We start from the raw sequence: 24,419 nt of genomic DNA, 5'->3' as shown, positions 1-24,419 counted from the left end.
TCCTCCGCCCCACCGCCGCGCAGCCCCCTTTTATCGCTTTTCCACGCCTATAAATTGTTGTACCTTTTGCTCTGCATTCATCCAAAACCGGCGCACGCTGGCGGTTTGCAGGCTGACGCCATCCACCTATCGGAGACCGTATGACCACGAAGTGCATCCCGTTTGCCGTCGCGTTGCTGGTTGCCGGGAGCGCCAGCGCCCAGCAGGTCGTCAAGATCGGCCACGTCAGCCCGACCTCGGGTCCGGTGTCCCACCTCGGCAAGGACATGGAAAACGCCGCGCGCATGGCGGTCGAGGAACTCAATGCCAAGGGCATCGTGATCAACGGCCAGAAGATCACCTTCCAGCTGGTGGCCGAGGATGACGCTTCCGATCCGAAGCAAGGCACGGCCGTGGCCCAGAAACTGGTCGACGCGAAAGTGAAAGGTGTGATCGGGCACCTGGCCTCGGGCACCTCGATCCCGGCCTCGAAAATCTACAACGAGGCCGGCATCCCGCAGATTTCGCCGGCGTCCACGTCGCCGCTGTACACGCGCCAGCGCTATGCCGGCGCCTTCCGCGTGGTGGCCGACGATGCCAAGCTGGGCGGTACCCTGGCGCGCTACGCGGTCGACACGCTGCAGGCGAAGAACATCGCCGTCATCGACGACCGCACCACCTATGGCCAGGGCGTGGCATCGGAGTTCGCGAAGAATGCCAAGGGCAGCGGCGTGAACATCGTCGGCAAGGAATTCACCAGCGCCACCGCCACCGACTACACGGCGATCCTGACTTCGATCCGTGCCAAGAAGCCGGATTTGATCTTCTTTGGCGGCATGGACGCGGTGGCCGGGCCGATGCTCAAGCAGATGAAGAACCTGGGCATTACCGCTAAGTTCATGGGCGGCGACGGGATCTGCACCGATGCCCTGGGCCGCCTGGCTGGAGACGCGGTTGGCGCCGAAGGCAAGGTGATCTGCGCCGAGGCCGGCGGCGTGACCGGCGCCGCGCAGGAAAAGACCATGAGCGACTTCCGCGCCCGCTTCAAGCAGAAAACCGGCCAGGACGTGCAATTGTATGCGCCGTATGTGTATGACGCGGTGATGGTGATGGCAGCCGCCATGCAGAATGCGAAGTCGGTCGAACCGGTGAAATACTTGCCTGAGCTGAAGAAGATCCGCTACACGGGCGTGACGGGGGATATCAGGTTCGACAGCAAGGGCGATATCGAGAATGGGGCGCTGACCTTGTTTACGTACAAGGGCGGGAAGAAGAGCAAGCTGGATGTGATTCGTTGATCGAGGTCTCTGCCGCATATCGACCTGTCGCCGAAGCCACTTGCGTCAACGTAAGGTGGGCACTCCGTGCCCACGCGGTTACGTGTTCATCCTTGCACCACCGGCCGTGGCGTGTCGCTCGTAAGCTCAATCCGAAGCCACTGGCCTTTCGCATGCTCCGCGAGCGAGACATAACCGCCAACGTAGAACGGTCATGCACGTAACCGCGTGGGCACAGAGTGCCCACGCTACGGGTCAAGCCAACAATATTGCACACGTTTCGGCGAATTCACCGGGCGAAGGGTCACGCCAGCAGTATCGCCAGCGTCCGCCCAGGATCGCGGGACGAAAAAAAAAGCGCGCCTGGCTCACGCCGGCGCGCTTCATCGCGATGCTTCTGAATTACTTGGTCGCCAACACCCACTTCACCAGGCTGCGCGCTTCCGCTTCGCTCACCTGCGGGTTGGCCGGCATCGGCACCGGGCCCCAGGCGCCCGAGCCACCCTTCATGACCTTGGCCACCAATTTGTCTTCGGCGCCCTTCTGGCCGGCGTATTTCGCAGCGACGTCCTTGTAGGCCGGACCCACCAGCTTGGTTGCCGCGGCGTGGCAAGCCATGCAGTTCTTCGCTTTCGCCAGGTCGGCTTGCGCGAACGCGCTTGAGGATGCGAGGGCCGACAACACTACGCACAACATCAGGGACCGTTTCATCTAGGACTCTCCATGGTTAATGCCCGCATTTTACCGCGTTTCCCAGCGGTGATAAGCCGCCGTCACACTCTGTAACGACGCTTACGTTTTGGGGAGGCGTTTCCGCCACAGGGCGTTATTTTGCCACAGAGCACTGAAAACGCTTGTAAGATGGCCGCATTCCGGAGGAACCCGCCATGCCACTGATCCTGTTGATTCTTGCTCTCGTCGTCCTGCGCTTCTTTGAAGTCTGGCGCTTTGCCGAGCTGTCCTGGTGGTGGATCGTCGGCCTGATGGTGTTCGCCTTCATCTGGTTCGAGTACATCGAAAAGCTGCTCGGCTGGGACAAGAAGAAAGCCCATGACGAAGACGACAGGCGCCGCCAGGCACGCGTAAAGAAGTCGTTCGACAAGCGCAAATAAGAACCGGGGAATCGTCCCCGGTCGTCGTCCACATTACCCTGTTACCGCGCCCTTGCTCGCACTCGACGCCAGCTTGGCGAACTTGGCCAGCACGCCGCGCGTATAACGCGGCGCCGGCTGGGTCCATTCGGTGCGGCGGCGCGCGATTTCTTCTTCAGGCACGTTCAGCTGGATCAGCAACTGGTTGGCGTCGATCGTCACCGAATCGCCTTCCTGCACCAGCGCGATCGTCCCGCCCTCGAAGGCTTCCGGCGACACGTGGCCGACCACCATGCCCCAGGTACCGCCCGAGAAGCGTCCATCGGTAATCAAGCCCACCGATTCGCCCAGGCCCTTGCCGATCAGCGCGCCGGTCGGCGCCAGCATTTCCGGCATGCCCGGACCGCCTTTCGGGCCGAGGTAGCGCAGCACCAGCACGTCGCCGGCGTTGATCTTGTCGCCGAGGATGGCGTCCATCGCCGAGTATTCGTCGTCGAACACGCGCGCCGGGCCGGTAATCGCCGGGTTCTTCAGGCCGGTGATCTTCGCCACCGCCCCTTCCGGCGACAGGTTTCCTTTCAAAATGGCCAGGTGGCCCTGGGCGTACAGCGCCCCGTCGATCGTGCGGATCACGTCCTGGTCGGCGCGTGGGACGGACGGGACATCGGCCAGTTCCTCGGCCAGGGTGCGGCCGGTGATGGTGATGCAGTCGCCGTGCAGCAGGCCGGCATCGAGCAGCAGCTTCATCACCTGCGGCACGCCGCCTGCCTTGTGCAGGTCGGTCGCCACGTACTGGCCGGAAGGCTTGAGGTTGCAGATCACCGGCACCTTGCGCCGCACGCGCTCGAAGTCGTCCAGCGTCCATTCGACGTCGGCGGCGTGGGCAATGGCGAGATAGTGCAGCACGGCGTTGGTCGAGCCGCCGGTGGCCATGATCAGCGATACCGCGTTCTCGATCGACTTGCGGGTGATGATGTCGCGCGGTTTCAGGTCGCGCTTTACCGCTTCCACCAGCACGCGCGCCGATTCGGCCGCCGAGCCGACCTTTTCGTCGTCCGGGTTCGCCATCGTCGACGAATACATCAGCGACATGCCCAGCGCCTCGAACGAGGACGACATGGTGTTGGCCGTGTACATGCCGCCGCAGGAACCCGACGACGGGCAGGCATTCGTCTCGATGCCCTCGAAGTCTTCCTGCTTCATGCGCCCGGCCGTGAATTCGCCCACCGCCTCGAACACCGACACGATGGTGAGGTCCTTGCCTTTCCAGTTGCCCGGCTTGATCGTGCCGCCATAGACATAGATCCCCGGAACGTTGGCGCGCGCCAGGGCGATCATCCCGCCCGGCATGTTCTTGTCGCAGCCGCCGATGACGACCACGCCGTCCATCCACTGGCCATTCACGCAGGTTTCGATGCAGTCGGCGATTACCTCGCGCGAGATCAGCGAGAACTTCATGCCTTCGGTGCCCATCGACATGCCGTCGGAAATGGTGGGCGTGCCGAAGACCTGCGGGTTGCCGCCGGCTTCCTTCACGGCGCCGATCGCGACGTCGGCCAGCTTCTGCAGGCCCGAGTTGCAGGGCGTGATGGTCGAGTGGCCGTTGGCGATGCCGATCATCGGCTTGTCGAAATCGTCCTTTTGATAGCCCATCGCGTAGTACATCGAACGGTTCGGCGCGCGGGCCACGCCTTCGGTGATATTGCTGGATCGGCGGTTGTAACGCGGTGGGTTGGCCATGGCATAACTCCTTAAAAACAGTCTTGAGAGAATGCCTTGCGCACCAAGGGGCGTCAAATATAAGATTTGCCGGGCTGTGATACGCAAAACGTATCAATCGCAATAAAAACAATGGAAACACATATCGATGAATCTTGAACTGCGCCAGCTGCGCTATTTCGTGACCGTGGCCGAAGAGCTGCATTTTGGCCGTGCCGCCCAGCGCCTGCACATGACCCAGCCGCCGCTGTCGCAAACGATTGCCGCGCTCGAGGAAACCCTGGGTGCGCCGCTGTTCCTGCGCACCCGGCGCCAGGTCGAGCTCACGCCTGCCGGTGCCGCCCTGCTGCCCGAGGCGCGCCGCCTGCTGGAGCAAGCCGCCGCCATGCCGGACCTGGTACGCCGTGCCGCCGCCGGCGAGTCGGGTCGCCTGGCCCTCTCCTTTGTCACGCCGGCCGACTACAGCGTGCTGCCGCCGCTGCTGCGCGACTTTACTGCGGCGTTTCCGAACGTCGAACTGGTGCTGCAGGAAGCGACCACCGACCTGCAGGTCGACGACCTGCTGCAGGGCCGGATCGACGCCGGCCTCTTGATTCCGCCGCTGCCCGACAAGGCGCAGGCCCTGCTCGACTACGCCAGCGTGCTGGAAGAACCGCTGGTGCTGTGTGCGCCGGCTGGCCTGCTTCCCGCGGACGGCAAGCCGGTCGACCTGCACGCCCTGCCCCATCTGCCGCTCATTATTTTCCCGCGCAAAAGTGCTCCGGCCCTGTACGACGCCATCCTCAGCTGCTTCCACGACGCCGGCCTCACGCCATCGATCGGCCAGGAAGCGATCCAGATGCAGACCATCGTCAGCCTCGTGTCTGCGGGCATGGGCTTGGCACTTGTGCCACAATCCGTGTCGAACCTGCAGCGTCCCGGCGTAGAATACCGTGCCCTTGCCCATCCGACACCGCTGGTAGAACTGGGACTGGCCTGGCGCCGCGAGAATGCCTCGCCGGTGCTGCGGGGCTTTTTGGAATTACTGAGGAAAGAATAATATGCTGGTACACCCGAATCCGGACCCGATCGCGTTTTCGGTCGGCCCCGTGGACATCCACTGGTACGGCCTGATGTACGTGCTCGCGTTCGCGATGTTCATCATCCTGGGACGCGTGCGCATCAAGCAGCCGCACATCGCCGCGCAGGGCTGGAAGCCGGAAGACCTGGACGACATGCTGTTCTACGGCATGCTCGGCGTCGTGCTCGGCGGGCGCCTGGGCGAGGTGCTGTTCTACCAGCCGGGCTATTTCTTCGCCAATCCGCTGGAAATCCTGAAGGTCTGGAAGGGCGGCATGTCCTTCCACGGCGGCTTCCTGGGCGTCTTGATCGCGATGGCGCTGTGGGCCCGCAAATCGAAGCGCAACATCCTCGACGTCTACGACTTTATCGCGCCGATGGTGCCGCTGGGCTACGCCGCCGGGCGCCTGGGCAATTTCATCAATCACGAACTGCCGGGCCGCATCGCCGACCCGAGCCTGCCGTGGGCGATGCTGTGGCCGAACCCGAACGGCATCGGCTTCCTGGATACCCCGCGCCACCCGTCGCCGCTGTACCAGATGCTGATCGACGGCATCCTGGTGTTCCTGATCCTGTGGCCATTCGCACGCAAGGCGCGTCCACGCCTGGCGGTGGGCGCGATGTTCACCCTGCTGTACGGCTGCGCGCGCTTCTTCACCGAATGGTTCCGCGTGCCGGACTGGGAAACCACGGTCATGGGCCTGCCGATTACCTCGGGGCAGGTGCTGTCGCTGCCGATGATCGTGGCGGCGCTGGTCATGCTGGCCTGGGCCTATTCCTCGCGCGACGGCAAGCAGACGCTGCGCTCGACCTGATAGATCAGTCCTCGATGTCGCCCGCCGCGGCTGGCGGCATCGCCTCATCGACGGCCGCATCCGGCGCGATGTTCGCCACCTGCAAGGCCTTCGAAGCAATCCCCACAAAGGCCGGCGCCGCCACCTGCCCGCCATAGTGCTGGCGGCCCGACGGCTCATCGATCACGACCGCCACGATGAAACGCGGCGCCGACATCGGCACGATGCCGACGAACGAGGCGACGTACTTGCGCGGCAACACATAGCGCCCGTTCACCGCTTTATAAGCCGTACCGGTCTTGGCGCCGACCCGGTAGCCGGGAATCCGCCCTCCCTTCGCCGTCCCATTCGTCACCACGTTTTCCAGCATGCGCCGCATCGCATGCGCGGTGGCCGGCGCGATCACCTGCGTGCCCGCCGGCGTACCGGTTTGCTTGTCCAGCGTCAGGGCAATCGCCTTGCCGTCGTTCGTGAAGACGGTATAGGCGCGCGCCAGCTGCACCAGCGACACGGCGATGCCATTCCCGTAGCTCATGGTCGCCTGCTCGATCGGCCGCCACGAGGCGTAGGGGCGCAGCCGCCCCGCCGCCGTACCGGGAAAGCCCAGCTGCGGCGGCTGGCCAAAGCCGAGCTTGGTGAACATTTCCCACATGTCGCGCGGGCGCATCCCGAGCGCCAGCTTCGCGGTGCCGATGTTGGACGAATAGCGCAGCACATCGCTGACGCTGATCACGCCATGGGCGCTGGTATCGGATATCGGCGCGCCGTGGATAACCAGGCGGCCGGCGCCGGTATCGACCAGGGTATCGGGCGTTGCCTGTCCCTGGTCGATCGCCAGCGCCACCGTGAACGGCTTGAGCACCGAACCCGGCTCGTAGCTGTCGGTGAGCGCCCGGTTGCGCATCGCCGCGCGCTGGCGTTCCGAAGCGATGTTCGGGTCGTAGCTCGGGTAATTCGCCAGCGCCAGGATTTCGCCGGTGAGCGTGTCGATTACGATGGCGCTGCCCGCCTGCGCCTGGAAGGTCTCGACGGCCGCCTTCAACTCCTTGAACGCGGTGTACTGGAGCGCACTGCTGATCGACAGGACCACATCCTGGCCAGGCTGCGGCGAGACCGTGCCCGTCTCCTCGACGATGTTCCCGAGCCGGTCGCGGATCACGCGGCGGTCGCCCGGCTTGCCGGGTAAACGGTCTTCGCGCGCCAGTTCGATCCCCTCCAGACCATTGCCTTCGCGGCCGACGAACCCGACGATCTGGCTGGCCACTTCGCCCTGCGGGTAGACGCGGCGCGTTTCCTCAGTCAGCCCGATGCCGCGGATGCGCAGGGCCGCCAGCTGCCGCCCGGTTTCCGGCTCCACCTGCCGCTTGAGGGGAACCAGCTGCCTGGTGCGGCTGGCCTGCCTGCGGATCTCGGCACCGTCCATCCCCAGCAGCCGCGCCAGCGCGTCGACCGTATCGGGTGCGGCCTCACGCAATGCGTTCGGCACGGCCCACACCGACACCGCCGGCACCGAGGCGGCCAGGGTCGCGCCGTCGCGGTCGAGGATGCGGCCGCGCGTGCCGGCCAGGGTCAGCGTGCGCGCGTAGCGATAGGCGCCCTGCTGCTGCAGGAAGTCGCCGGTGACGCACTGCAGCCAGACCGCGCGCGCCGTCAGAACGGCGAACCCGCACACGAGGAGGCGCTGCAGGAAGCGCGAGCGCCAGCGCGGCAGGGCGTCCGCCAGCAAGGGGCTGGCCGCGAAGGGCTTGCCGTTGCGCCGGACGACGCGGCGTGTGCGTGGGAGTTGTTTCAACATGGGGAAAGACAGGAGGCGTCGGACAGGCAGCGCAGGCGCGACACGGCCAGGGCCGATGACGACAGGCCGCTACCCGTTGTGAATCGATGGCCGGTACTGTACCGTAGCGCGCTGTTGAGGTTTAACGCTGACCGGATATGAAACATCGCCAAACGGACATCGCATCGCGCGACCTGGAGGAACTGCGGGCTTTCCACACCCTGCCGCGGCCCGTGTACGGCCATGCCCTGGGCCTGCCGAACCGCGCCATCGGCCAGCGCCATCGCCATCCGTGGGCGCAGCTGTCGTATGCGGCGCGCGGCGTCATCGAAGTGGTGACCGACAGCGCGCGCTACATGGCGCCGCCCCTGCACGCCATCTGGATTCCGGCCGGCGTGCCGCATGCGGTGCACAGCTTCGCGGGCACGGAATTGCGCAGCCTGTATGTCGCGCCCGAGACCCTGGAGGATGCCGGCGCCGCCTGCCGGGTGGTGGAAGTCACGCCGCTATTGCGCGAATTGATACGCACCTTCAGCGGCTATCCGGCCGAGTACGACGAAGCGAGCGCCCACGGCCGGCTGGTGCGCGTGCTGCTCGACCAGCTGGCAGGCGCGCCCGAAGCCGACCTCGCGGTGCCCTGGCCGGGCGACCCGCGCCTGCGCTCGATCTGCCGCGCGCTCGAGGCGCAGTTGGACAACGACACAAGGCTGCTCGACCATGCGCGGCGGCTGGGGGTATCGGAAAAGACCCTGAGCCGCCTTTTCCTGCAGCAGACCGGATTGACCTTCCGCGCCTGGCGCCAGCGCCTGCGCATCCTGGCCGCCTTGCCCATGCTCGAGCGCGGCGACCGCGTGACCGATGTTGCTGTCGTTTGCGGCTACGACAGCATGTCGGCCTTTATCGCGGCGTTTCGTTCGTTCACGGGTGTGACGCCGGGGGACATGTTCCCGCGCGGGTAGCCTTGGCGGGAGCGCCGCTTACGTCGTGGCGGCCTTCCAGAACATGTACGCCGCCAGCGAATACAGGATCAGCGCGAATATCCGCTGCAACTGCCGCACCGGCATCCGGTGCGCCGTGCGCGCGCCAATCGGCGCCATGACCACGCTGGCCGCCACGATGATCAACAAGGCCGGCACATAGATGAACCCGAGCGAATACTCCGGCAAGCCCGGCTCGCCCCAGCCATACACAACGTTCGCCAGCGTGCCCGCCAGCGCGATCGGAAACCCGAGCGCCGCGCTGGTGGCCACCGCGTTGTGGATGCGCACGCCGCACCAGGTCATGAAGGGCACGGAGACAAAGCCGCCGCCCGCCCCCACCAGCCCCGCCAGCACGCCGATCACGCCGCCCGCCGCGAACATGCCCGGCGCCTTTGGTAAATCGCGCGCGGCAGCCGGCTTTTTGTTGACCAGCATTTGCGTCGCCGAGAACGCGACAAAGACACCGAAGAACATCGACAGCGTCGCCGTGTTCATCTGCTTGCCGATCCACGGCCCAACCGTCGAGCCGATCAGGATGCCCGGCGCCAGCAACTTCACGATGCGCCACACCACCGCGCCATGCTTGTGGTGCGCGCGTACCGAGGACAGCGAGGTGAACATGATGGTGCCGAGCGAGGTGGCAATCGCCATGTGCACCACCAGCTCGTCGGGCACGCCGCGCGCGGCCAGGACCATGGTGATGAAGGGCACCAGGATCATGCCGCCGCCAACGCCGAGCAGGCCGGCGGCGAAACCGCCGAAGCAGCCCATGGCCAGCAGGGCCAGGATCATCAACGGGTCCATGCGTCCCCCGCCCGGTGGATGGAAACGAAAAAGAAAAGCTGCATCGTCGACACCCTCATGAACCGTAACACTTCGCTGCGATGGACGCTTCGCGGCCGTCCTTGCCGCCGGCGCGCAGGCGGTACCAGATGCTTCCCATCCATTCATACAAGGCATAACGCGAGCGGCGCATGCCCTCGGCGCCAGGCACCCAGGAACTGCTGCCGCGTGCCTGCTGGCTGAAGAACATGGTCGGCGCACTTACGACATCGAGCCCGGCGCGTTCAAACGCGGCGCAGGAACGCGGCATGTGCATGGCGTCGGTCACGAGCAGGATGCGCCTGACGCCGGCGGCGCGCAGCAGCACGGCGCTGTCGCTGGCGTTCTCGTTCGTATCGCGCGAGTGGCGCTCGATCCAGTGCACGGGCACGCCGAAGTCCTCGCGCAAGGCGGTCGCCATGGCATCCGCTTTCACATAGGCACGGTCGCGCGCGGGTGGATCGATGCCGCTGGCGCCGTTGCCGCCGCTGACCAGCAGCGGCAGCCCGGTGCGCCGCTGCAAATGCGCCGCATAGCGCACGCGCGCCAGGGCGATGTAGTCGGGAATGTCGCGGTCGTCGTATTCGGGTGCGCGCTGCAGCCGCCCGGAGGCGAGCACGACGATGGCCTGCGCGCCGGCCGCTTCCGGCGCCCGCAGCGGCGTGCTCATCGCTTCCAGCGGCGTCACCAGCAGGCGCGCGCCGCCGGTGGTGGACAGGAAGGCCAGCAGCGCCAGGCTGGCGCCGGCAAGGATGTTGCCGGTACGCGGCCAGCGGCGCCGGATCAGGAGACCGATGACGATCAGCAGCAACAGGTTGGCGGGTGGAAGGATCCAGTCGCGTGGGATGAGGTTGATCAGGTCGAGCAAGGGTTGCAATGTCGTCAAGTTTTCAGCCATGGCGCATGACCGCGCCGAACGGAGCACATCAGCGTGTTCCCAACAATATCTTCACACTATACTGCCTGTTGCGTTTTCATTATTTATTTCAGGAGGAAACATGTCGGTCCGTACTTTGTTCGCACGCGCATTCGCAACTGCCATCCCGCTGCTGGCCATGTCGCCGGCAGCGCAGGCACAACAGCAGACTTACCATGACATGTGCGTAAGGGCGGCCGACATGCCGGCGGCCTACGGCGGCGAATCCGACCTGAAAGGCAATCCGAAGTATCCGGCGTATTGCGATTGCTTTATCGAGAAATTCAGCGCGCGTGCGCAAAAGGCCGCACTGTACATGCAGGCCAACCCCGGCAAGGCGCCGCCGGGGACCGCGGAGGAAGTCGCCGCCCAGGAGCTGGCCATGCGCAACAGCTGCCGCAAGCAGCTCGGCTTGCCGGCAGCGCTGGACCCGAACAAGGCGGGCGCGCCCGCGGCAGGCCAAATTCCCGGCATGAAGCGCAAATAAACGGCTGGCTCAGGCCGCACGGGCGCTCTGCCCGGCGGCGTGATCCGCATCGTCAGCCGCCGCTGTCGACCGGCAGGCTGGCGCCGACCCAGCCGGTAATACCGGCCGACATCACGCGCACGTCCGCATAGCCCAGCTTTTCCGCCTTGCGCGCCGCCTGCGGCGCCTTGCGGCACAGCGGATTCGAGCAATAGAACACCAGTGGCGCGGCGCGGTCTGCCGGCAGCATGGCTGCCTCGATATCCGGCGGCAGATTGATCGCGCCCGGCACGCGCGCTTTCAGCCAGGAGTGGCGCGCATTCACGTCGACCACGGTCGGCGCGCCCTGCCCGCTATGCTCCTGCAGCGCATGCAACTCACGCGGCGCAATCGACTTCAAGCCCATCAGCATCGCAAACATGGCCGCCTCCTCAACCGCGTGCAGCAGGTGAACCCACGCCGTAGCAGCGCAGGACAGCCGCCAGCAGCGCCACGCCCAGCAGGCTGCCGCCGACCAGGTGCATCGCGCCCAGCGGTGCGAACAGCGCGGCGAGCATGTAGTTGATGCCGCCCAGAACCAGGCTCCAGCCGGCGAAGCGGCGTGCGGCCTGTTCGCGCTCGGGCGAGCAGCGCAGTTGCGCCAGCGCCGTCAGCGATTTCGGAATGGCGTTGGCGTAGATCACCACCACCGCACCCAGCAAGGCGGCCACGAGTCGCTGCTTCAGCTCGTCGCTGATGTGCTCGGGCGCGGCCCAGGCCAGCGCCCCCGATACGGCAAGAATCAACGCCGCGCCAAGCAGCGGCCGGCCAAACGATGCAGCAGATTTCATGGTGTCTCCTGTTTCGATGTCGTTGTGGGATGGCCATCTTCCGGCCGGGTGACCTGCAAACCAAACGTTTGCGCAAACGCCAGCAACGCCTCCTCGAGCACGGACAGCTTGAGGCGATAAGTGATGTTGCGCCCTTCCTTTTCGGCGTCGATCAGGCCGGCATTGACGAGCACCGCGAAGTGCGCCGACATGGTGGGCTTGGAGACGTCGAACATGTCCGCGAGTTCGCCCGCGCCGATGGGGCCCTGCTGCAGCAATTGCAGGACCTTGCGGCGGGTTGGGTCGGACAAGGCTTTGAATACAGTGCTCATGGTTCGATTGTTAGCCAATCATCGAATTATTGCAAGAAAATATTTATGATGTTGCATGCCGACGTCGCGGCTTGGCCGACACCGCCTCACCCGATGCCTTATTGGAGTAACATAAATTGCTATCGCCTAGTAATTATTGTGCTATTCTTGTTTCGCTCCATTGCCTTATTGATGACGTTTCCGTTTTTTGATTTACCGACCCAATATCAAAACCCGCGTGCTGGATTCAAAGGAAAAAAATGAACAAGAAATGGATGGCCATACCGGCTTTGCTGATGCTGACGATGACAGGCGCAATCGCCAATCCCCCGCCGGCAATGGAATTGAATCGCGCCACCACATCGGAGATCGTCGACACACTGGTTGCCAAGCTCAATACCCACTACGTTTTCCCAGACAAAGCCAAACAAGCCGAGGCGGTGCTGCGCCAGCACCAGCGCGAAGGCAAGTACGATGGCATCACGGACGGCAAACAGCTGGCCAAACAGCTGTCGGAGGACATCAAGACCGTTGTCGGCGACAAGCACATGTCGGTCGATTTCAGCGCCCGCCCGGTGCCGCTTGACGAAACGATGCCGCCGCCACCCAAGACGCGGGCGGAGTGGGAAAAGCAAGTGCCGCCTGCGGTACTGCAAAGGGTCCTCGCGTCGAACCTCGGCATCGACAAGGTCGATCGCCTGAGCCCGAATATCGGCTACCTGCAGATTTCCACGTTCGGTCCGGTTTTCCTAATCTCCGAAAAGCTCGCCTCGGCGATGAATGCACTCGCCGATACCGATGGCCTCATCGTCGATCTGCGCAATAACGGCGGCGGCGGCGGCGATTCGGTGGCGCTGCTGATCAGCTATTTCGTTGACGAGCGCACTCGCCTCAACGATACCTGGGAGCGTGCCACCAACGTCACCACGCAGTACTGGACCCAGGATCAGCTTGACGGCAAACGCTATGGCGGCAAGAAGCCGGTCTACATCCTGACAGACACGAATACGAAGTCTGCAGCCGAAGCATTCGTGTACACGATGCAGGCAATGAAACGCGCCACCGTGATCGGCGAGCGGACCTGGGGCGGCGCCCATGCCGCGCGTCCTTATCGCCTGGGCGAACATTTTTATGCCGTGATCCCCAGCCGGCGCACCATCAGCCCGATTACCGGAACCAACTGGGAAGGAACGGGCGTCATCCCGGATATCGCAGCAGCGCCGGACAACGCGCTTGCGGTGGCCAAGGACCAGCTGCAGCGTCGATTGCAAGGAAGCGCTGCGCCTGGCACCGCGGGACAGTGATTGACGTCGCTTGCGCCTGCAAATGCTCTTGCCTGTTCCCTTAGCCGGGAGCGGGCGATATCAGCAGGTCGGCGACAACCTCACCCCGGAGTGGGCCGTCTACCAGTTCGGCGCATTCACGCATCCGGTTTCACAGTTCGATCATGCGTGCGGTCGGTTCGGGCTGTGTCGCCCAGGCGCGTTCGGATGGCCATTGGGCATACGCAAAATAATGGCTGTCGGTGCACCGATGCAGGCGCGAGCCAAGGCCGCCGTGCGTATCGCGTATCAGTTCGGTCAATTCGAGCCAGGCATGCTCGAAGTCTGCTTCACGGCCAAGCGCAACTTTCCATCTGAAGTAAATCGCGTGCATCAGATCCTGTCGGTTTGTATTGTCTCAGGCATTTACAAAGGGCCGTTTCTGCCGATTGCTTTCGCTTGGTCAGTGTACGTCAGCTATCGCCCCGAAACGGACGTTCGTCAGTTTAATGGATCTCACTGCGGTTCTTGCCTGACCGCGTCTGCCATCGTCTGCAGAATCTGGACGAAAGCAACTGCATGGGTGACGTCCAGCTTACAGTGGGGAACCGAGGCAAAAACTAGCGCGATCAGTGGCTCTGAGTCATGGGCGATTTACTCGACGGCCCCTGCCTCGGTCCATAACGATCTGGGCAAGTTCTGACGCGTCTTTTGCTGAGAGAACACAGTAAGCACTTCCCTCAGGATCGAATTCAAGCATGACGTTAGGAGCTTCACTCCAGAGTGAAATTCTTCCCCGAACTACAAACCATTGATATTCTTTGACATGGAAATTTTTATGTAATGTCTGCTTCTGGCCGTTTGCAGACCTATTGTAGCGTCCGCTTACGACCCGAAGCGGATATGTCATAACGCGCGCCTGCGTCGTAGGCGATACGTCAGGTACATGGTATCGAACCGAGAGTGGCACCGAGGTTACCTGCCGGCACAATTGTCTCCGATTCAGGCATGTTCATCTTGGAAAGGTCGAGGAGCGGAAAAACCATCTGGTAGGGTAGGCGCTCGCAATTACCTTCCGAATCCATGGAAGCGCAAATTCTCGCACGCACGAAACGAATGCAGTTGTCGGCATGCGGATTAGCCATACAGTTCGAGCGGTTCCCCTCAGGGCATGCCGGAAGAGTATTCATGTGTTTGAAGTCCCAGTCCGCTTTTGAGAGCCACAGGTAATCGATCTTGACGTGGTCAGAGATGACGGGCTCTCCAAGCACCAGCGGCCCAGATGAATTACGGAACACAGCATAGGCTCGGACCCTCTCCAATGCGGTGCTATCTGTGTAGTCGACGTTTGCAGCGGCGGTAGCGGCGCGGCGAGTCACTTCTCCCAGCGTATTAAGGAGATACTCGACGCGTGCTAGCTCAAGTGTGGCGAACACAAGCGTAAAAAAAATAATTGCGACAAGTGAGAATTCAACGGCCGCCACTCCCGCCTGCCTTCTTCGTCCCTTGAATGCGATCCGTTTCATCTTAGTTCCCTACGTAAGGCATCGATGGAATAGGGTTTATGGACATCGAAGCGATTGGTTGGCCCGTGAGTGGGTTAATGAAAGGTAGGTTGATCGCCACATCGAATCGCACCAATGGGCTGGCATCGTTTTTAAAAAGCTGCGGGGTACATGCATTCCCCTTCAGGGTCGTTCCGATTCGGTATTGGCATGTAATGTAGGGATCCACGGAAACTTCGTCAGGGATGACGCCGGCCATCTCCTGCGCAATAATCCTTTTAGCCACGGTCAGAGCAGCAAATTGGCCATCCGACCCTGGCGTTGTGAATTCCACGATTGGCGCGGTCGACAGATAAAGCGCTGCGTCATGCGCAGCTTTTTGCGCAGCCGAGTACTGACGAAAATAAAAGGCCAGAACAATGGACGGCAGCCCAAGAAATAGCACGAGTATAGGAAGCACGAGCGCCGTCTCGACTACGATTGACCCATCTTCATACTGGCGTCTAATCGCCTTGAGTGCTTTTCTCATCGGTATAGCCTCACATTTCCGCCCGTAGCGATCTCGGTGTCCGTTCCGGCAAACTCCGCGTGCAGGGCAGATGAACTTGCGGGGACCGTCATGAAGAATTTCCCAATCCCGACTACCTCTGCCGTTGTCTTGGATTCCGTTGATACCGGGCAGTGCAATAAGGGAATGCGAAGCACCCGTGTGTTGCGGTAGGGCTTGTACGGCGTCTTTCCACCGTTTGCGAGGTAGGGTATGCCTGTGTAGGACTTTGGTTCAGGCTTCCCAGGATTGTAGAGAAGGGCCCAATCTGCAGCCGTAGCATTGAAGGTAGCATAGCCCCCAGAGGGTTCCTTGCCCTTATATGCAAGGTAAGATGAATACTTGGCTGCCTTCGCATATGACCACAAGGGTCCATACGCGGTCTTCGTCGCGCCCCCTGGTTTTTCCGCTACCGTCAGTAGGGGATCCGGGGCCACTAATGAATTGGCGGAGAGACCTTCTGGCTTATCTTTCATCCACGTTACGCTGGCAAGATCGAAGATCGTGATGTTTGGATCGGTTGGTGCCGTAGATGCCACGCATGACTTGGAGGACGTGCCATACGTACCAAACCGGGAGTTTAAATAGTCGTAGAGCTTGTCAATCGGGAAGCCCCGCTCAACCGTAATATCACCCCCCCGCAAAGTGGGCATCGCCATCTTTCCTGTGCAAATAAATGGCGCGACGACGTCCATCCGGTTCATCATGGTCGTACCAACCGTGCCGGGAGGCGCGACTGGATTCACGAGGAAATTTTCGGGGGACCCTCCGTTAGGATTCAGATTCATCAGGTCATAGGAGATGCCTCTTCTGAAGCCAAACTCCACGAGTTCTCCGGATGGGAGGAGCTGGCTTGCATCCGTGTTCGAATTCGCGCAGATCGCGAGCGGCAAGACGTCCAGCGAATCCCGGCCAGCCACAGCCGAGGCTGCTACGTCTGTCTCCACCAAGTCTGATGACAGGATGGGCATCAAGTAGTTCTGGATTTTCCCAGGATTGGGGTCGAGGACTGATGTGTCGACCCGAGCAAAAAAAATCTTCGAAGCGTTGGGCTTCGCTGTTTCGGCATTCATCCACTCGCTGGGGCCACAATCGGGCCGCGTGCAAAAAGTAAGTGCAGCGCTGGACCAGGAAATCACGCCGCTGTTGGCATATGAGAAGGTATTGAATACCGCAGCTTTCTCAGCCTCGTCAACCGCTTTGTCGATACCTTCGTCGGTCCCATTCAGGGCGCCCGCAGCGACCAGGGCAGCGGCATCGACGATACTTTGTAGTTCCACTTTCCTGTTGTAGCTGCGGCTGAGGTCGAGAGCTAGCCCGAACATACCGATCATGATAATGATGACGACGGCAGTGATGATGGCGATGGCGCCGTCTTCCGATCGCTTCCATCGCAAGCTGCGCCGCCGTGCAACAGGTAAGGTTCGCACTACTGTTCCGATGAGCACGGGTCAATCCTCCTGCTAACTCAACCATTTGACAAAACAAACATTGCAAATGGGAATCGTAGAGGCGAACGAGGAAGATACGTTGAGGAGCCACAACTGATGTGGCTGGCTTCTCGAAGCGATTGCAAAAGCAAATCTGCAAATTTTGATCGCGCCCAAGCCACCGTTACTTTGAAGTTGCTGTTTGGATATAACTGCTTCAGAGTTGAATGACGTTACGCCGGCAACTGCAAACAAACCGATGAAGGAGCTTGTATGTCGATGATTGACGAGAAGACTAGGCGGTTTGCTGCAAACAGCATATTCCCATCGTTCTTCTGCACGGTACTTGGATTGGTGCTCAGCCAAGCGGGAGCAGTGCAACTGCACGGATCCTGGGGACTTCACGTCTTCCTCGGAATGCCGGGACTTACCCTGTCGGGACTTCTTTTATTTCGAGCCAGAGTGCACTGGACTGCAGCTGACGCCGGCAGGCCGTCACGTAATACTCATGTTCTTGGCTGGTATTTGCTGTTGCTCGCTACCGGCATTTGCATCGGCATCCTGTTTTCTGCAGGTTCGGTAGCGCTTCTTTACTTAGCTGCCGCATTAATGTATCTGGTTCCTTGGACAAAGATTCCGGTGTGCCGTGCCCGATTTGTCGTATCGGCGGTGGCTATCCATACGGGCACCCTTGCATCGATAGGAATCTGTGGCCTAACGGTCACTCCCTTATACCTCATGGTCACCGCGTGGGCATTGTTCATTCCACCAATGTTCCTGCAACTCTTAGTATTGGCGTCACTTGACCGGGGATACCGCATTGGCGAGCCCGACTTGACGCACAAGCCGGAACTCGATGCGCACGTTCCACTTCCCCTGCAGTCTTGAGGGCTCTAGGTCATAAGAACCAATAAGATCCGCTCATAGCTGCGCGACGGTCGACGGCGGACATACACGATGATCGTCCCGACACTAAGATGACTGCTGTGTTCGCAGACGGACCGATGGCATGGCCCAAGCATTTTGCTCGGACGACCTTTGAACGCTTATAGCACCCCATCTCCCGGTACGTTTCTCCGGCTGTGTCGTGGGTAGGTCCGCTTTTGGCCGATCTCGGCCGTTCAGTGTACGGCAGTTGTCGACCCAAAGCGGTCTCAAAATGCGCACCTGGTCAGCATCCGTTTTCGCAGGTTCGACGCCAGCCACCTTGAGAGCCATAAAACTCATCGCGTAGGTGCAGCGCTGGACGAAACGGTGTTCCTGCTTGAACGGCAGCGCTAGAACCAGAGCCAAGCGAAGATCGCCAGGTTCATGGTGACGTTGAACGCGGCGTGCGAGGCCATGGCGGGGTACAGCGAACCGCTGCGTTTGCGCAGCGTCGCGAACATCCACGCCACCGAAAACATCAGCAGCACCCACAGCGTGCCAGAAACCGGGCGCACAGACAGTCCTGCCGCGCCAAGCAGAAGGCCGTGGTGGCAAAGATGCACCAGTCCAAAAACGGCTGACTCAATTGCGGTACTTTTGTTGGCGGAAAAGCGCTGTTCCAGCGCTTCCTGAAAAGTGCCTCGGAAGAACAGCTCCTCACCGATTGGTGAGAAAAGCGCGGCAGGCAACGTAAACACTAGGTGTAGGGTGACAACGCCCATGTCAGCGGTGTTCATGACGCGGCGATAGTTGGCCGCGACGCTGACAAACCAGTTATCCGCGCTGTGTCCGAACAGCAGCAGGCCGAGGGCGAAGCAAGCCAGCGAGGCAAGCGCGCCGGCAGCGATGGCGGCCGGCAGCCAGCGCAGTGCATCGGCGCGGCGCAGTCCGATGCGACGGCGCCCGTCTATCCCGAGGAGTATCCAGGGCAGCAGTGCCATGATGGTAAAGCTCAATGGCAGGGCCGATCTCAACGACGTCGGACCGAACATGCCGATGTAGCGCATACCGGCGAAGGTCGCCGCGCATACCAATACCAGCCCGAAACCCAGGCCCGGCCTAATGGCAGGTCGCCACAATCGATTAGCTGCGTCCACTGTCGTCTCCTACTGGCCGCGTAAGCTGACAAAATTTATGATGCAAAACATGCCGTCTCGTCTTTTATTCATGGCCTATCTACTTTCGATTCTCCGCAACTCTACCGTATGCGACCGTCTGCTTTTGGCCGGAAGCGGCCTCATTGCGACGTCCGCTAACGACCATAAGCAAACATTCTTCATCTGTCAATTCGTGGGCGAGTCTGCAAATGCGCCTACATGCCACCTCATTAACGTCGTGCAAGCTAGTCGGGCGTCTCAGATTTTTTCAAATACCAGCTGACAGCTGAAAATATCAAAAACGTTAAAATCCATAGCTGTAAATTGAACGATGGAAAAGTTTCTGAATTGTCCCTAGTACCACCAAGCAGAACTATAGCGCCTCCGGGAAACGGGAAAGCACCATGCCCGCCTGTGACTAAACCTGGACTCAAGACTATGGACAAGCCTAAATTAGCTAGCGAAATCCCAAGTAATCCAAATCGGCGGCATGAACCCTAACCAAAGCAAAGTGCAAATGACTAATGAAATCGTTAGCCAAATACCTATGGGTACAGCAAACATCATTATTTGCATAGAGTTAACCTGGAATGTGAAAGTGATCCGTGCTGCCCAATGTTCGCTCCTGCCCGATAGCGGACAGTCGATATGGCTCAGTGTACGATCCTGTTGTTAGCAGGACAAGTAGCGAGACGCCGGTAGCGCTTGCTCGTTGTAACAGACTTCGATGGTCTGCAGCGAGCTTGATAGCGCGCCGTAGCTGTCTGCACAGGGATTTAACCGCGGATCAAATCGAGGATGACTTTCCACTGTCCCGGCGTCACCGGCGAAATAGACAGGCGGCTGCCTTTTTGCAGCAAGACCATGTCTTCCAATTCGGGAAGCGTGCGCATTTCCGACAGCGGCAGATAACGCCCCTGCTCTTTCGCTTTCACGTCGACCGAAATCCAGCGCGGTTGTTCCGGCGTGGCTTTCGGATCGAAGTAATGGCCGTCGCGATCGAATTGGGAAGCATCGGGATACGGCCCGCTCGCCACTTCGGCGATGCCGGCCACGCCAGGCACCGCGCAGCTGGAGTGATAAAACAGGATGCCGTCGCCGATTTGCATGGCGTCGCGCATGAAATTGCGGGCCTGGTAATTGCGCACCCCGAACCAGGCGACGGTTTGCCCCGGCGCTGCAAGAACGTCGTCGAAACTGACTTCATCCGGCTCGGATTTCATCAACCAGTAGCGCATGTGCGTGACCTCTCGCCAAATAAAAACGCACGCAAGGAAAAGCGTGCGCGCATGAAAAAAACGGCTGCAAGCGCAATGCCCGCAACCGTCTTTTGGAATATAGCCCCGCCTGTGCCGTATATGCCGGCATCCCAGAACCTGACGGCTCAAGGTGGTCGCAGTTAGCGCAATTTCGGGTTCGTCGAACTAGCGACGCTCACGCCCATCGCACATAATCCCGCAACCTATGCATACAAATGGTTCAAGGAATATATGGCAATCTCGAACACCGCAGGGTGCCTCGCAGTTTACTCGCTTGAAGCGGGATGTCAAACGTATTTGGACCGTTACGGCAAATTTTCTTGCGGCGCCAGGGCCTGGTCGAGCACGCTGTGCATGACTTCCAGCTTTTGTTTCACTTCTAGCATTGTCATATCGGAAAGTGGACCTTGCGGCGACTTGACCGACAGGAATTCGGCGGCGACGCTGAGCGCGGCCATGACGGCGATGCGGTCGTTGCCCTTTACCTTGCCGGAGTCGCGCAGCGCGGTCATCTTGCCGTCGAGGTAACGCACGGCGTCGCGCAGCGTGGCCTGCTCGCCTTCCTTGCAGGCCAGGCGGTAGGGCTGGCCCATGATCGTGACATCGAGATAAATCATCGGGTGGCCTCGGCGTTCGTGGAGTCGTCCCCGTCTTCTTCGGCTTCTCCTGCCGGCGCCGGCAATTGCTCGATCACGGCTTCGACGCGGCGCTGGGCTTCGACCAGGCGCTCGATGAGCGCCGTGTTCACTTCGTTCAGCAGCACGTTGGTCTGGCGCAGTTGCGCATTTTCGCTGCGCAGCGATCCGACCAGCGCAGCGAGGCGCTCGATCTTGTCGGATAGGTCTTGGAATTCGGAAATCATTCGTAACTATAGGTCTGATAAGGTTTGACAGTCAACAAGAGAGCGTGGCAGTTGCTAGCTCAGCTCTTCCAGGAGTGCCTTCAGCATGGCCGTGCGCTGCTGGGTGAAGTGGGCGCGCCAGGCGTGTGCCGGGACAGCAGGATACCTGAGCTTGCCGAATTCCACCCACGCGTCGCGGTAAACCAGCCAGATGCGCTGGGTCGCCTGGATGTCCGCCATCCTGATGGTCGTGTATTCCTGGACCGGCAGGCGCCGCAACTGCCCGTAAACCGTATTCAGTTCGCGGTCGAGCGCCTGGTCCTGGGCTGCGCTGAAACGCGGCAGCTTGCCGCGCTCGAAAGCCTGCAGCGCAGCGAGGAAGGCATCCTTCTGGGCGTCTTCTTCCTGGGCGACCAGCATGCCGCGCGCCGTGCCGCCGAGGTCGACTTCGTTGCCGCCGCGCGCCTCGACAAAGCGCGACAGGCTGTTCAGCAGGCGCGAGAACGCGGCCTGTTCGTTCGGCTTGAACTGCGCGGCAATCGCCGCCAGCGTTTGTTCGCGCTTGACGTCGCCCTGGGCCGCATCCAGCGAGGCGCAATAACCCATCATCATGCCGCTGGTGATGTCGTCGCAAAAGTCGATGGGCTTGCCCGCTTCGCTCTTGCCGGGCGCGAGTTCGTCCAGGTGGGCCAGGCGCCCGCTCAGCTCGGCCGGTGCGCCACCGGCCGCGCAGGCTGCCTTCTTTGCCAAGGCCAGGTTGCGCGCGACGCCCTGCCCGTTCGCGTACAGCATCATCAGCACGCCGGCTTTTTTCGAGAATACGTCGTCGTCCTTGTCGGGCGTGAAGGCGCAGTGGCGCGCCTTGGCGACATCGCGCGGCTGGCGGATGCCGTAGTACAGGGCCGGCGCGTCGCAGCTTGCCAGCGCCGCCTGCTGCGCGGTGCTCGGGCGGTCCGCCGCCGGGTAGGCGAGCTTGTCGAGCGCGGCGCACTGGGCGTCAGGCGTTGGCCCGGCGGCCTGGACGGCGCCGGCGGCAGTCGTGGCAATTGCGGCGGCAAGCAGGAGGCAGGAAAGGTGTCGAGGCACAGGCAACTCTCGGAAACACGCGGCAGGGCACGGATGGCACGCATTGTAAGCTCATCCGTTGAAGTCCACCGTTCGGCTGCCGTCAAGGTGCGGTTCGGTCGAGTTTGATCTATGTCATTACCAGCCAAGAGTGCGGCGAGTGGCGCCGAATCAATGCTAACCTCCGCGTTTATGTTTTTCGCCACACCTTCGCTTGACTGCTGAATGCAGCATGACGTCTGGGCAGTTTGATCCGGATCAACCAAGCACAGCCAAATTCACAACATGGCAACTTGAAATGCCGAATTATCGTCCCTATAATTAGCACTCGTTAGTTGAGAGTGCTAACAACTCTTTCCCGCCGCAGCGTCAATACAAATCGGCGATGCGGCGACCAACGCAGATTAACAGCTAGTCCACACACTGAATAAGGAGTTTTGCATGAACCTTCGCCCACTGCACGATCGCGTAATCGTGAAGCGTCTCGACCAGGAAACCAAGACCGCCTCGGGTCTGATCATCCCTGATGCCGCGGCTGAAAAGCCAGACCAGGGCGAGATCCTGGCTGTCGGCGCCGGCAAGGTCCAGGACAACGGCCAGCTGCGCGCACTGGAAGTCAAGGTCGGCGACCGCGTCCTGTTCGGCAAGTACTCGGGCCAGGCCGTCAAGGTCGATGGCCAGGAACTGCTGGTCATGCGCGAAGAAGACATCATGGCCGTCCTGGTCTCGTAATCCTCCCACAAAACATCTACCGCATAATCGGAGAAACAGAAAATGGCAGCTAAAGAAGTAGTATTCGGCGACGCAGCGCGCGCCAAGATGGTCGAAGGCGTCAACATCCTCGCCAACGCAGTCAAGGTCACCCTGGGCCCGAAAGGCCGCAACGTCGTGCTGGACCGTTCGTTCGGCGCCCCAACCGTCACCAAGGACGGCGTGTCGGTCGCGAAAGAGATCGAACTGAAAGACAAGCTCATGAACATGGGCGCGCAGATGGTCAAGGAAGTCGCTTCGAAAACCAGCGACAACGCCGGTGACGGCACCACCACCGCAACCGTGCTGGCACAAGCCATCGTGCGCGAAGGCATGAAGTTCGTTGCCGCCGGCATGAACCCGATGGACCTGAAGCGCGGCATCGACAAGGCCGTTGCTGCCACCGTCGAAGAGCTGGCCAAGATCGCCAAGCCATGCACCACCTCGAAAGAAATCGCGCAAGTCGGCGCCATTTCCGCCAACTCGGACTACTCGATCGGCGAGCGTATCGCTGAAGCGATGGAAAAAGTCGGCAAGGAAGGCGTCATCACCGTCGAAGACGGCAAGTCGCTGAACGACGAGCTGGACATCGTCGAAGGTATGCAGTTCGACCGCGGCTACCTGTCGCCTTACTTCATCAACAACCCGGACAAGCAAGTCGCGATCCACGACAATCCGTTCGTCCTGCTGTGCGACAAGAAGATCTCGAACATCCGTGACCTGCTGCCGGTACTGGAGCAAGTTGCCAAGGCTGGCCGTCCGCTGGTCATCATCGCCGAAGACATCGAAGGTGAAGCGCTGGCGACCCTGGTCGTCAACAACATCCGCGGCATCCTGAAGACCGTTGCAGTGAAAGCCCCAGGCTTCGGCGACCGTCGCAAGGCCATGCTGGAAGACATCGCTGTCCTGACCGGCGGCCAGGTCATCGCCGAAGAAGTCGGCCTGACCCTGGAAAAGGTCACCCTGGCCGAACTGGGCCAAGCCAAGCGCGTCGAAGTCGGCAAGGAAAACACCATCATCATCGACGGTGCAGGTTCGGCTGAAAACATCGAAGCACGCGTCAAGCAAGTGCGTATCCAGATCGAAGAAGCGACCTCGGACTACGACCGCGAAAAACTGCAAGAGCGCGTGGCCAAGCTGGCCGGCGGCGTTGCCGTGATCAAGGTTGGCGCTGCCACCGAAGTCGAAATGAAGGAAAAGAAAGCACGCGTGGAAGACGCGCTGCACGCAACCCGCGCTGCGGTGGAAGAAGGCATCGTGCCAGGCGGCGGCGTTGCCCTGCTGCGTGCCCGCGCCAACCTGCAAGTGACCGGCGACAATCCTGACCAGGAAGCCGGCATCAAGATCGTCCTGCGCGCCATGGAAGAGCCGCTGCGCATGATCGTCCAGAACGCCGGCGAAGAAGCATCGGTCGTCGTCTCGGGCGTGCTGGCTGGCGAAGGCAACTACGGCTACAACGCCGCCAACGGCACCTATGGCGACATGGTCGAAATGGGCGTGCTGGACCCAGCCAAGGTCACCCGCTCGGCCCTGCAGAACGCAGCGTCGATCGCCGGCCTGATGCTGACCACCGACTGCATGGTTTCGGAAATCGCCGAAGACAAGCCAGCCGGCGGCATGGGCGGCATGGGTGGTATGGGCGGCATGGGCGGCATGGACGGCATGATGTAATGCCCGGCGCCGGTTCGCCGGCGCCATGCTGTTGTATGCTGAAGGCCCGCGGGGTGTATGCCCTGCGG

27 protein-coding genes and 1 other RNA gene are annotated in these 24,419 nt (G+C 61.3%); 11 read left to right on the top strand and 17 right to left on the bottom strand.

From position 1 onward, the window contains the following. Positions 1–140: 140 nt before the first annotated feature. Positions 141–1,277, top strand: a complete 1,137-nt coding sequence (locus ACWYRN_RS13535; protein WP_488688028.1) for a branched-chain amino acid ABC transporter substrate-binding protein — start codon at positions 141–143, stop codon at positions 1,275–1,277. Positions 1,278–1,658: 381 nt separating this feature from the next. Here ACWYRN_RS13535 and ACWYRN_RS13530 read toward each other — a convergent pair whose 3' ends face one another. After that, the gene (locus tag ACWYRN_RS13530) at positions 1,659–1,967 is read right to left on the bottom strand and encodes a c-type cytochrome (RefSeq protein WP_290421760.1); all 309 of its coding nucleotides are present in this window, start codon (positions 1,965–1,967) and stop codon (positions 1,659–1,661) included. Positions 1,968–2,143: 176 nt separating this feature from the next. Here ACWYRN_RS13530 and ACWYRN_RS13525 point away from each other — a divergent pair, with 176 nt between their 5' ends. Further along, positions 2,144–2,368 (top strand): TIGR04438 family Trp-rich protein, encoded by a 225-nt coding sequence (locus tag ACWYRN_RS13525; RefSeq protein ID WP_488688026.1) that lies wholly within the window; start codon positions 2,144–2,146, stop codon positions 2,366–2,368. Positions 2,369–2,401: 33 nt separating this feature from the next. On the opposite strand, the gene ilvD is transcribed toward ACWYRN_RS13525, so the two are convergent. Further along, a complete protein-coding gene (gene ilvD, locus ACWYRN_RS13520) occupies positions 2,402–4,087 on the bottom strand; it encodes a dihydroxy-acid dehydratase (protein ID WP_488688024.1) in 1,686 nt (561 codons plus the stop codon). Between the two features lie 127 nt (positions 4,088–4,214). On the opposite strand from ilvD, the gene ACWYRN_RS13515 reads away from it, so the two are divergent. Further along, positions 4,215–5,105, top strand: a complete 891-nt coding sequence (locus ACWYRN_RS13515; RefSeq protein ID WP_488688022.1) for a LysR family transcriptional regulator — start codon at positions 4,215–4,217, stop codon at positions 5,103–5,105. A gap of 1 nt (position 5,106) precedes the next feature. Continuing rightward, positions 5,107–5,940, top strand: coding sequence for a prolipoprotein diacylglyceryl transferase (gene lgt / locus ACWYRN_RS13510; protein ID WP_229440014.1), 834 nt, complete (start codon positions 5,107–5,109; stop codon positions 5,938–5,940). A 4-nt stretch (positions 5,941–5,944) separates the two neighbouring features. Here the strand turns inward: lgt and ACWYRN_RS13505 are convergent, their stop codons facing one another. Further along, positions 5,945–7,714, bottom strand: coding sequence for a peptidoglycan D,D-transpeptidase FtsI family protein (locus tag ACWYRN_RS13505; RefSeq protein WP_488688020.1), 1,770 nt, complete (start codon positions 7,712–7,714; stop codon positions 5,945–5,947). 137 nt (positions 7,715–7,851) lie between these two features. On the opposite strand from ACWYRN_RS13505, the gene ACWYRN_RS13500 reads away from it, so the two are divergent. Continuing rightward, positions 7,852–8,652 (top strand): AraC family transcriptional regulator, encoded by an 801-nt coding sequence (locus tag ACWYRN_RS13500; RefSeq protein WP_488688018.1) that lies wholly within the window; start codon positions 7,852–7,854, stop codon positions 8,650–8,652. An 18-nt stretch (positions 8,653–8,670) separates the two neighbouring features. On the opposite strand, the gene ACWYRN_RS13495 is transcribed toward ACWYRN_RS13500, so the two are convergent. Beyond that, positions 8,671–9,477: a sulfite exporter TauE/SafE family protein gene (locus ACWYRN_RS13495; RefSeq protein WP_488688016.1), complete on the bottom strand. Its 807-nt coding sequence runs from the start codon at positions 9,475–9,477 to the stop codon at positions 8,671–8,673. A gap of 55 nt (positions 9,478–9,532) precedes the next feature. Continuing rightward, complete coding sequence (locus ACWYRN_RS13490) at positions 9,533–10,381, bottom strand: YdcF family protein (protein ID WP_488688014.1); 849 nt, start codon at positions 10,379–10,381, stop codon at positions 9,533–9,535. Between the two features lie 112 nt (positions 10,382–10,493). Between ACWYRN_RS13490 and ACWYRN_RS13485 the strand changes: the two genes are divergently transcribed. Next, on the top strand, positions 10,494–10,898 hold the full coding sequence (locus ACWYRN_RS13485) for a hypothetical protein (RefSeq protein ID WP_488688012.1): 405 nt from the start codon (positions 10,494–10,496) through the stop codon (positions 10,896–10,898). 52 nt (positions 10,899–10,950) lie between these two features. On the opposite strand, the gene ACWYRN_RS13480 is transcribed toward ACWYRN_RS13485, so the two are convergent. From ACWYRN_RS13480 to ACWYRN_RS13470, 3 genes are read right to left on the bottom strand one after another with little or no spacing between them, the layout of a single operon-like run. After that, positions 10,951–11,298 carry a rhodanese-like domain-containing protein gene (locus ACWYRN_RS13480; protein WP_229440113.1) on the bottom strand — a complete coding sequence of 116 codons (348 nt, stop codon included), beginning with the start codon at positions 11,296–11,298 and terminating at the stop codon, positions 10,951–10,953. Between the two features lie 10 nt (positions 11,299–11,308). Next, positions 11,309–11,707, bottom strand: coding sequence for a hypothetical protein (locus ACWYRN_RS13475; RefSeq protein WP_488688010.1), 399 nt, complete (start codon positions 11,705–11,707; stop codon positions 11,309–11,311). Further along, the gene (locus ACWYRN_RS13470; protein ID WP_488688008.1) at positions 11,704–12,018 is read right to left on the bottom strand and encodes an autorepressor SdpR family transcription factor; all 315 of its coding nucleotides are present in this window, start codon (positions 12,016–12,018) and stop codon (positions 11,704–11,706) included. Before ACWYRN_RS13470 ends, ACWYRN_RS13475 begins: the two co-directional genes overlap by 4 nt. Positions 12,019–12,257: 239 nt before the next feature. On the opposite strand from ACWYRN_RS13470, the gene ACWYRN_RS13465 reads away from it, so the two are divergent. Together ACWYRN_RS13465 and ACWYRN_RS13460 are read left to right on the top strand one after the other, a co-directional pair. Beyond that, a complete protein-coding gene (locus ACWYRN_RS13465) occupies positions 12,258–13,301 on the top strand; it encodes a S41 family peptidase (protein ID WP_488688006.1) in 1,044 nt (347 codons plus the stop codon). A gap of 10 nt (positions 13,302–13,311) precedes the next feature. Continuing rightward, positions 13,312–13,962: a hypothetical protein gene (locus ACWYRN_RS13460; RefSeq protein ID WP_488688004.1), complete on the top strand. Its 651-nt coding sequence runs from the start codon at positions 13,312–13,314 to the stop codon at positions 13,960–13,962. A gap of 235 nt (positions 13,963–14,197) precedes the next feature. Here the strand turns inward: ACWYRN_RS13460 and ACWYRN_RS13455 are convergent, their stop codons facing one another. From ACWYRN_RS13455 to ACWYRN_RS13445, 3 genes are read right to left on the bottom strand one after another with little or no spacing between them, the layout of a single operon-like run. Next, positions 14,198–14,785, bottom strand: coding sequence for a TadE/TadG family type IV pilus assembly protein (locus tag ACWYRN_RS13455; protein WP_488688002.1), 588 nt, complete (start codon positions 14,783–14,785; stop codon positions 14,198–14,200). A 1-nt stretch (position 14,786) separates the two neighbouring features. Next, positions 14,787–15,293, bottom strand: a complete 507-nt coding sequence (locus ACWYRN_RS13450; protein WP_488688000.1) for a TadE/TadG family type IV pilus assembly protein — start codon at positions 15,291–15,293, stop codon at positions 14,787–14,789. Beyond that, positions 15,290–16,759, bottom strand: a complete 1,470-nt coding sequence (locus tag ACWYRN_RS13445) for a pilus assembly protein TadG-related protein (protein WP_488687998.1) — start codon at positions 16,757–16,759, stop codon at positions 15,290–15,292. The genes ACWYRN_RS13450 and ACWYRN_RS13445 overlap by 4 nt, the downstream gene beginning before the upstream one ends. Before the next feature lie 255 nt (positions 16,760–17,014). Here ACWYRN_RS13445 and ACWYRN_RS13440 point away from each other — a divergent pair, with 255 nt between their 5' ends. Beyond that, positions 17,015–17,629, top strand: coding sequence for a hypothetical protein (locus ACWYRN_RS13440; RefSeq protein WP_488687996.1), 615 nt, complete (start codon positions 17,015–17,017; stop codon positions 17,627–17,629). Between the two features lie 389 nt (positions 17,630–18,018). Here ACWYRN_RS13440 and ACWYRN_RS13435 read toward each other — a convergent pair whose 3' ends face one another. The 6 genes from ACWYRN_RS13435 to ACWYRN_RS13410 all read right to left on the bottom strand — a co-directional run bounded on the left by ACWYRN_RS13435 (position 18,019) and on the right by ACWYRN_RS13410 (position 21,951). Next, on the bottom strand, positions 18,019–18,765 hold the full coding sequence (locus ACWYRN_RS13435) for a CPBP family intramembrane glutamic endopeptidase (protein ID WP_488687994.1): 747 nt from the start codon (positions 18,763–18,765) through the stop codon (positions 18,019–18,021). 776 nt (positions 18,766–19,541) lie between these two features. Further along, positions 19,542–20,003, bottom strand: a complete 462-nt coding sequence (locus ACWYRN_RS13430; RefSeq protein ID WP_488687992.1) for an EVE domain-containing protein — start codon at positions 20,001–20,003, stop codon at positions 19,542–19,544. 98 nt (positions 20,004–20,101) lie between these two features. Beyond that, positions 20,102–20,283, bottom strand: a non-coding RNA gene (ssrS, locus tag ACWYRN_RS13425) — 6S RNA. 46 nt (positions 20,284–20,329) lie between these two features. Beyond that, positions 20,330–20,641: a cell division protein ZapA gene (locus tag ACWYRN_RS13420; RefSeq protein ID WP_192049165.1), complete on the bottom strand. Its 312-nt coding sequence runs from the start codon at positions 20,639–20,641 to the stop codon at positions 20,330–20,332. Then, a complete protein-coding gene (locus ACWYRN_RS13415) occupies positions 20,638–20,886 on the bottom strand; it encodes a hypothetical protein (RefSeq protein WP_488687990.1) in 249 nt (82 codons plus the stop codon). Before ACWYRN_RS13415 ends, ACWYRN_RS13420 begins: the two co-directional genes overlap by 4 nt. Positions 20,887–20,940: 54 nt before the next feature. Next, the gene (locus ACWYRN_RS13410) at positions 20,941–21,951 is read right to left on the bottom strand and encodes a lysozyme inhibitor LprI family protein (RefSeq protein ID WP_488687988.1); all 1,011 of its coding nucleotides are present in this window, start codon (positions 21,949–21,951) and stop codon (positions 20,941–20,943) included. Positions 21,952–22,371: 420 nt separating this feature from the next. Here ACWYRN_RS13410 and groES point away from each other — a divergent pair, with 420 nt between their 5' ends. Together groES and groL are read left to right on the top strand one after the other, a co-directional pair. Further along, positions 22,372–22,662: a co-chaperone GroES gene (groES, locus tag ACWYRN_RS13405; RefSeq protein WP_229440121.1), complete on the top strand. Its 291-nt coding sequence runs from the start codon at positions 22,372–22,374 to the stop codon at positions 22,660–22,662. A gap of 42 nt (positions 22,663–22,704) precedes the next feature. Beyond that, positions 22,705–24,351, top strand: a complete 1,647-nt coding sequence (gene groL, locus ACWYRN_RS13400) for a chaperonin GroEL (RefSeq protein ID WP_488687985.1) — start codon at positions 22,705–22,707, stop codon at positions 24,349–24,351. The last annotated feature ends 68 nt before the right edge of the window (positions 24,352–24,419 follow it).

Source organism: Massilia sp. BAP21 (assembly GCF_057801335.1).
The sequence above is the reverse complement of the archived record's forward strand: the minus strand, read 5'-3'. Positions and strand labels throughout refer to the sequence as shown.

What these genes read in the sequence shown, in the direction of transcription:
- ACWYRN_RS13415 (WP_488687990.1), bottom strand. Translation starts at nt 20,886, where the DNA reads ATGATTTCCGAATTCCAAGACCTATCCGACAAGATCGAGCGCCTCGCT.
- ACWYRN_RS13530 (WP_290421760.1), bottom strand. Translation starts at nt 1,967, where the DNA reads ATGAAACGGTCCCTGATGTTGTGCGTAGTGTTGTCGGCCCTCGCATCC.
- ACWYRN_RS13505 (WP_488688020.1), bottom strand. Translation starts at nt 7,714, where the DNA reads ATGTTGAAACAACTCCCACGCACACGCCGCGTCGTCCGGCGCAACGGC.
- ACWYRN_RS13440 (WP_488687996.1), top strand. Translation starts at nt 17,015, where the DNA reads ATGTCGATGATTGACGAGAAGACTAGGCGGTTTGCTGCAAACAGCATA.
- ACWYRN_RS13480 (WP_229440113.1), bottom strand. Translation starts at nt 11,298, where the DNA reads ATGTTTGCGATGCTGATGGGCTTGAAGTCGATTGCGCCGCGTGAGTTG.
- ACWYRN_RS13470 (WP_488688008.1), bottom strand. Translation starts at nt 12,018, where the DNA reads ATGAGCACTGTATTCAAAGCCTTGTCCGACCCAACCCGCCGCAAGGTC.
- ACWYRN_RS13500 (WP_488688018.1), top strand. Translation starts at nt 7,852, where the DNA reads ATGAAACATCGCCAAACGGACATCGCATCGCGCGACCTGGAGGAACTG.
- ACWYRN_RS13515 (WP_488688022.1), top strand. Translation starts at nt 4,215, where the DNA reads ATGAATCTTGAACTGCGCCAGCTGCGCTATTTCGTGACCGTGGCCGAA.
- ilvD (WP_488688024.1), bottom strand. Translation starts at nt 4,087, where the DNA reads ATGGCCAACCCACCGCGTTACAACCGCCGATCCAGCAATATCACCGAA.
- ACWYRN_RS13430 (WP_488687992.1), bottom strand. Translation starts at nt 20,003, where the DNA reads ATGCGCTACTGGTTGATGAAATCCGAGCCGGATGAAGTCAGTTTCGAC.
- groES (WP_229440121.1), top strand. Translation starts at nt 22,372, where the DNA reads ATGAACCTTCGCCCACTGCACGATCGCGTAATCGTGAAGCGTCTCGAC.
- groL (WP_488687985.1), top strand. Translation starts at nt 22,705, where the DNA reads ATGGCAGCTAAAGAAGTAGTATTCGGCGACGCAGCGCGCGCCAAGATG.
- lgt (WP_229440014.1), top strand. Translation starts at nt 5,107, where the DNA reads ATGCTGGTACACCCGAATCCGGACCCGATCGCGTTTTCGGTCGGCCCC.
- ACWYRN_RS13535 (WP_488688028.1), top strand. Translation starts at nt 141, where the DNA reads ATGACCACGAAGTGCATCCCGTTTGCCGTCGCGTTGCTGGTTGCCGGG.
- ACWYRN_RS13420 (WP_192049165.1), bottom strand. Translation starts at nt 20,641, where the DNA reads ATGATTTATCTCGATGTCACGATCATGGGCCAGCCCTACCGCCTGGCC.
- ACWYRN_RS13450 (WP_488688000.1), bottom strand. Translation starts at nt 15,293, where the DNA reads ATGAGAAAAGCACTCAAGGCGATTAGACGCCAGTATGAAGATGGGTCA.
- ACWYRN_RS13465 (WP_488688006.1), top strand. Translation starts at nt 12,258, where the DNA reads ATGAACAAGAAATGGATGGCCATACCGGCTTTGCTGATGCTGACGATG.
- ACWYRN_RS13455 (WP_488688002.1), bottom strand. Translation starts at nt 14,785, where the DNA reads ATGAAACGGATCGCATTCAAGGGACGAAGAAGGCAGGCGGGAGTGGCG.
- ACWYRN_RS13495 (WP_488688016.1), bottom strand. Translation starts at nt 9,477, where the DNA reads ATGGACCCGTTGATGATCCTGGCCCTGCTGGCCATGGGCTGCTTCGGC.
- ACWYRN_RS13475 (WP_488688010.1), bottom strand. Translation starts at nt 11,707, where the DNA reads ATGAAATCTGCTGCATCGTTTGGCCGGCCGCTGCTTGGCGCGGCGTTG.
- ACWYRN_RS13485 (WP_488688012.1), top strand. Translation starts at nt 10,494, where the DNA reads ATGTCGGTCCGTACTTTGTTCGCACGCGCATTCGCAACTGCCATCCCG.
- ACWYRN_RS13525 (WP_488688026.1), top strand. Translation starts at nt 2,144, where the DNA reads ATGCCACTGATCCTGTTGATTCTTGCTCTCGTCGTCCTGCGCTTCTTT.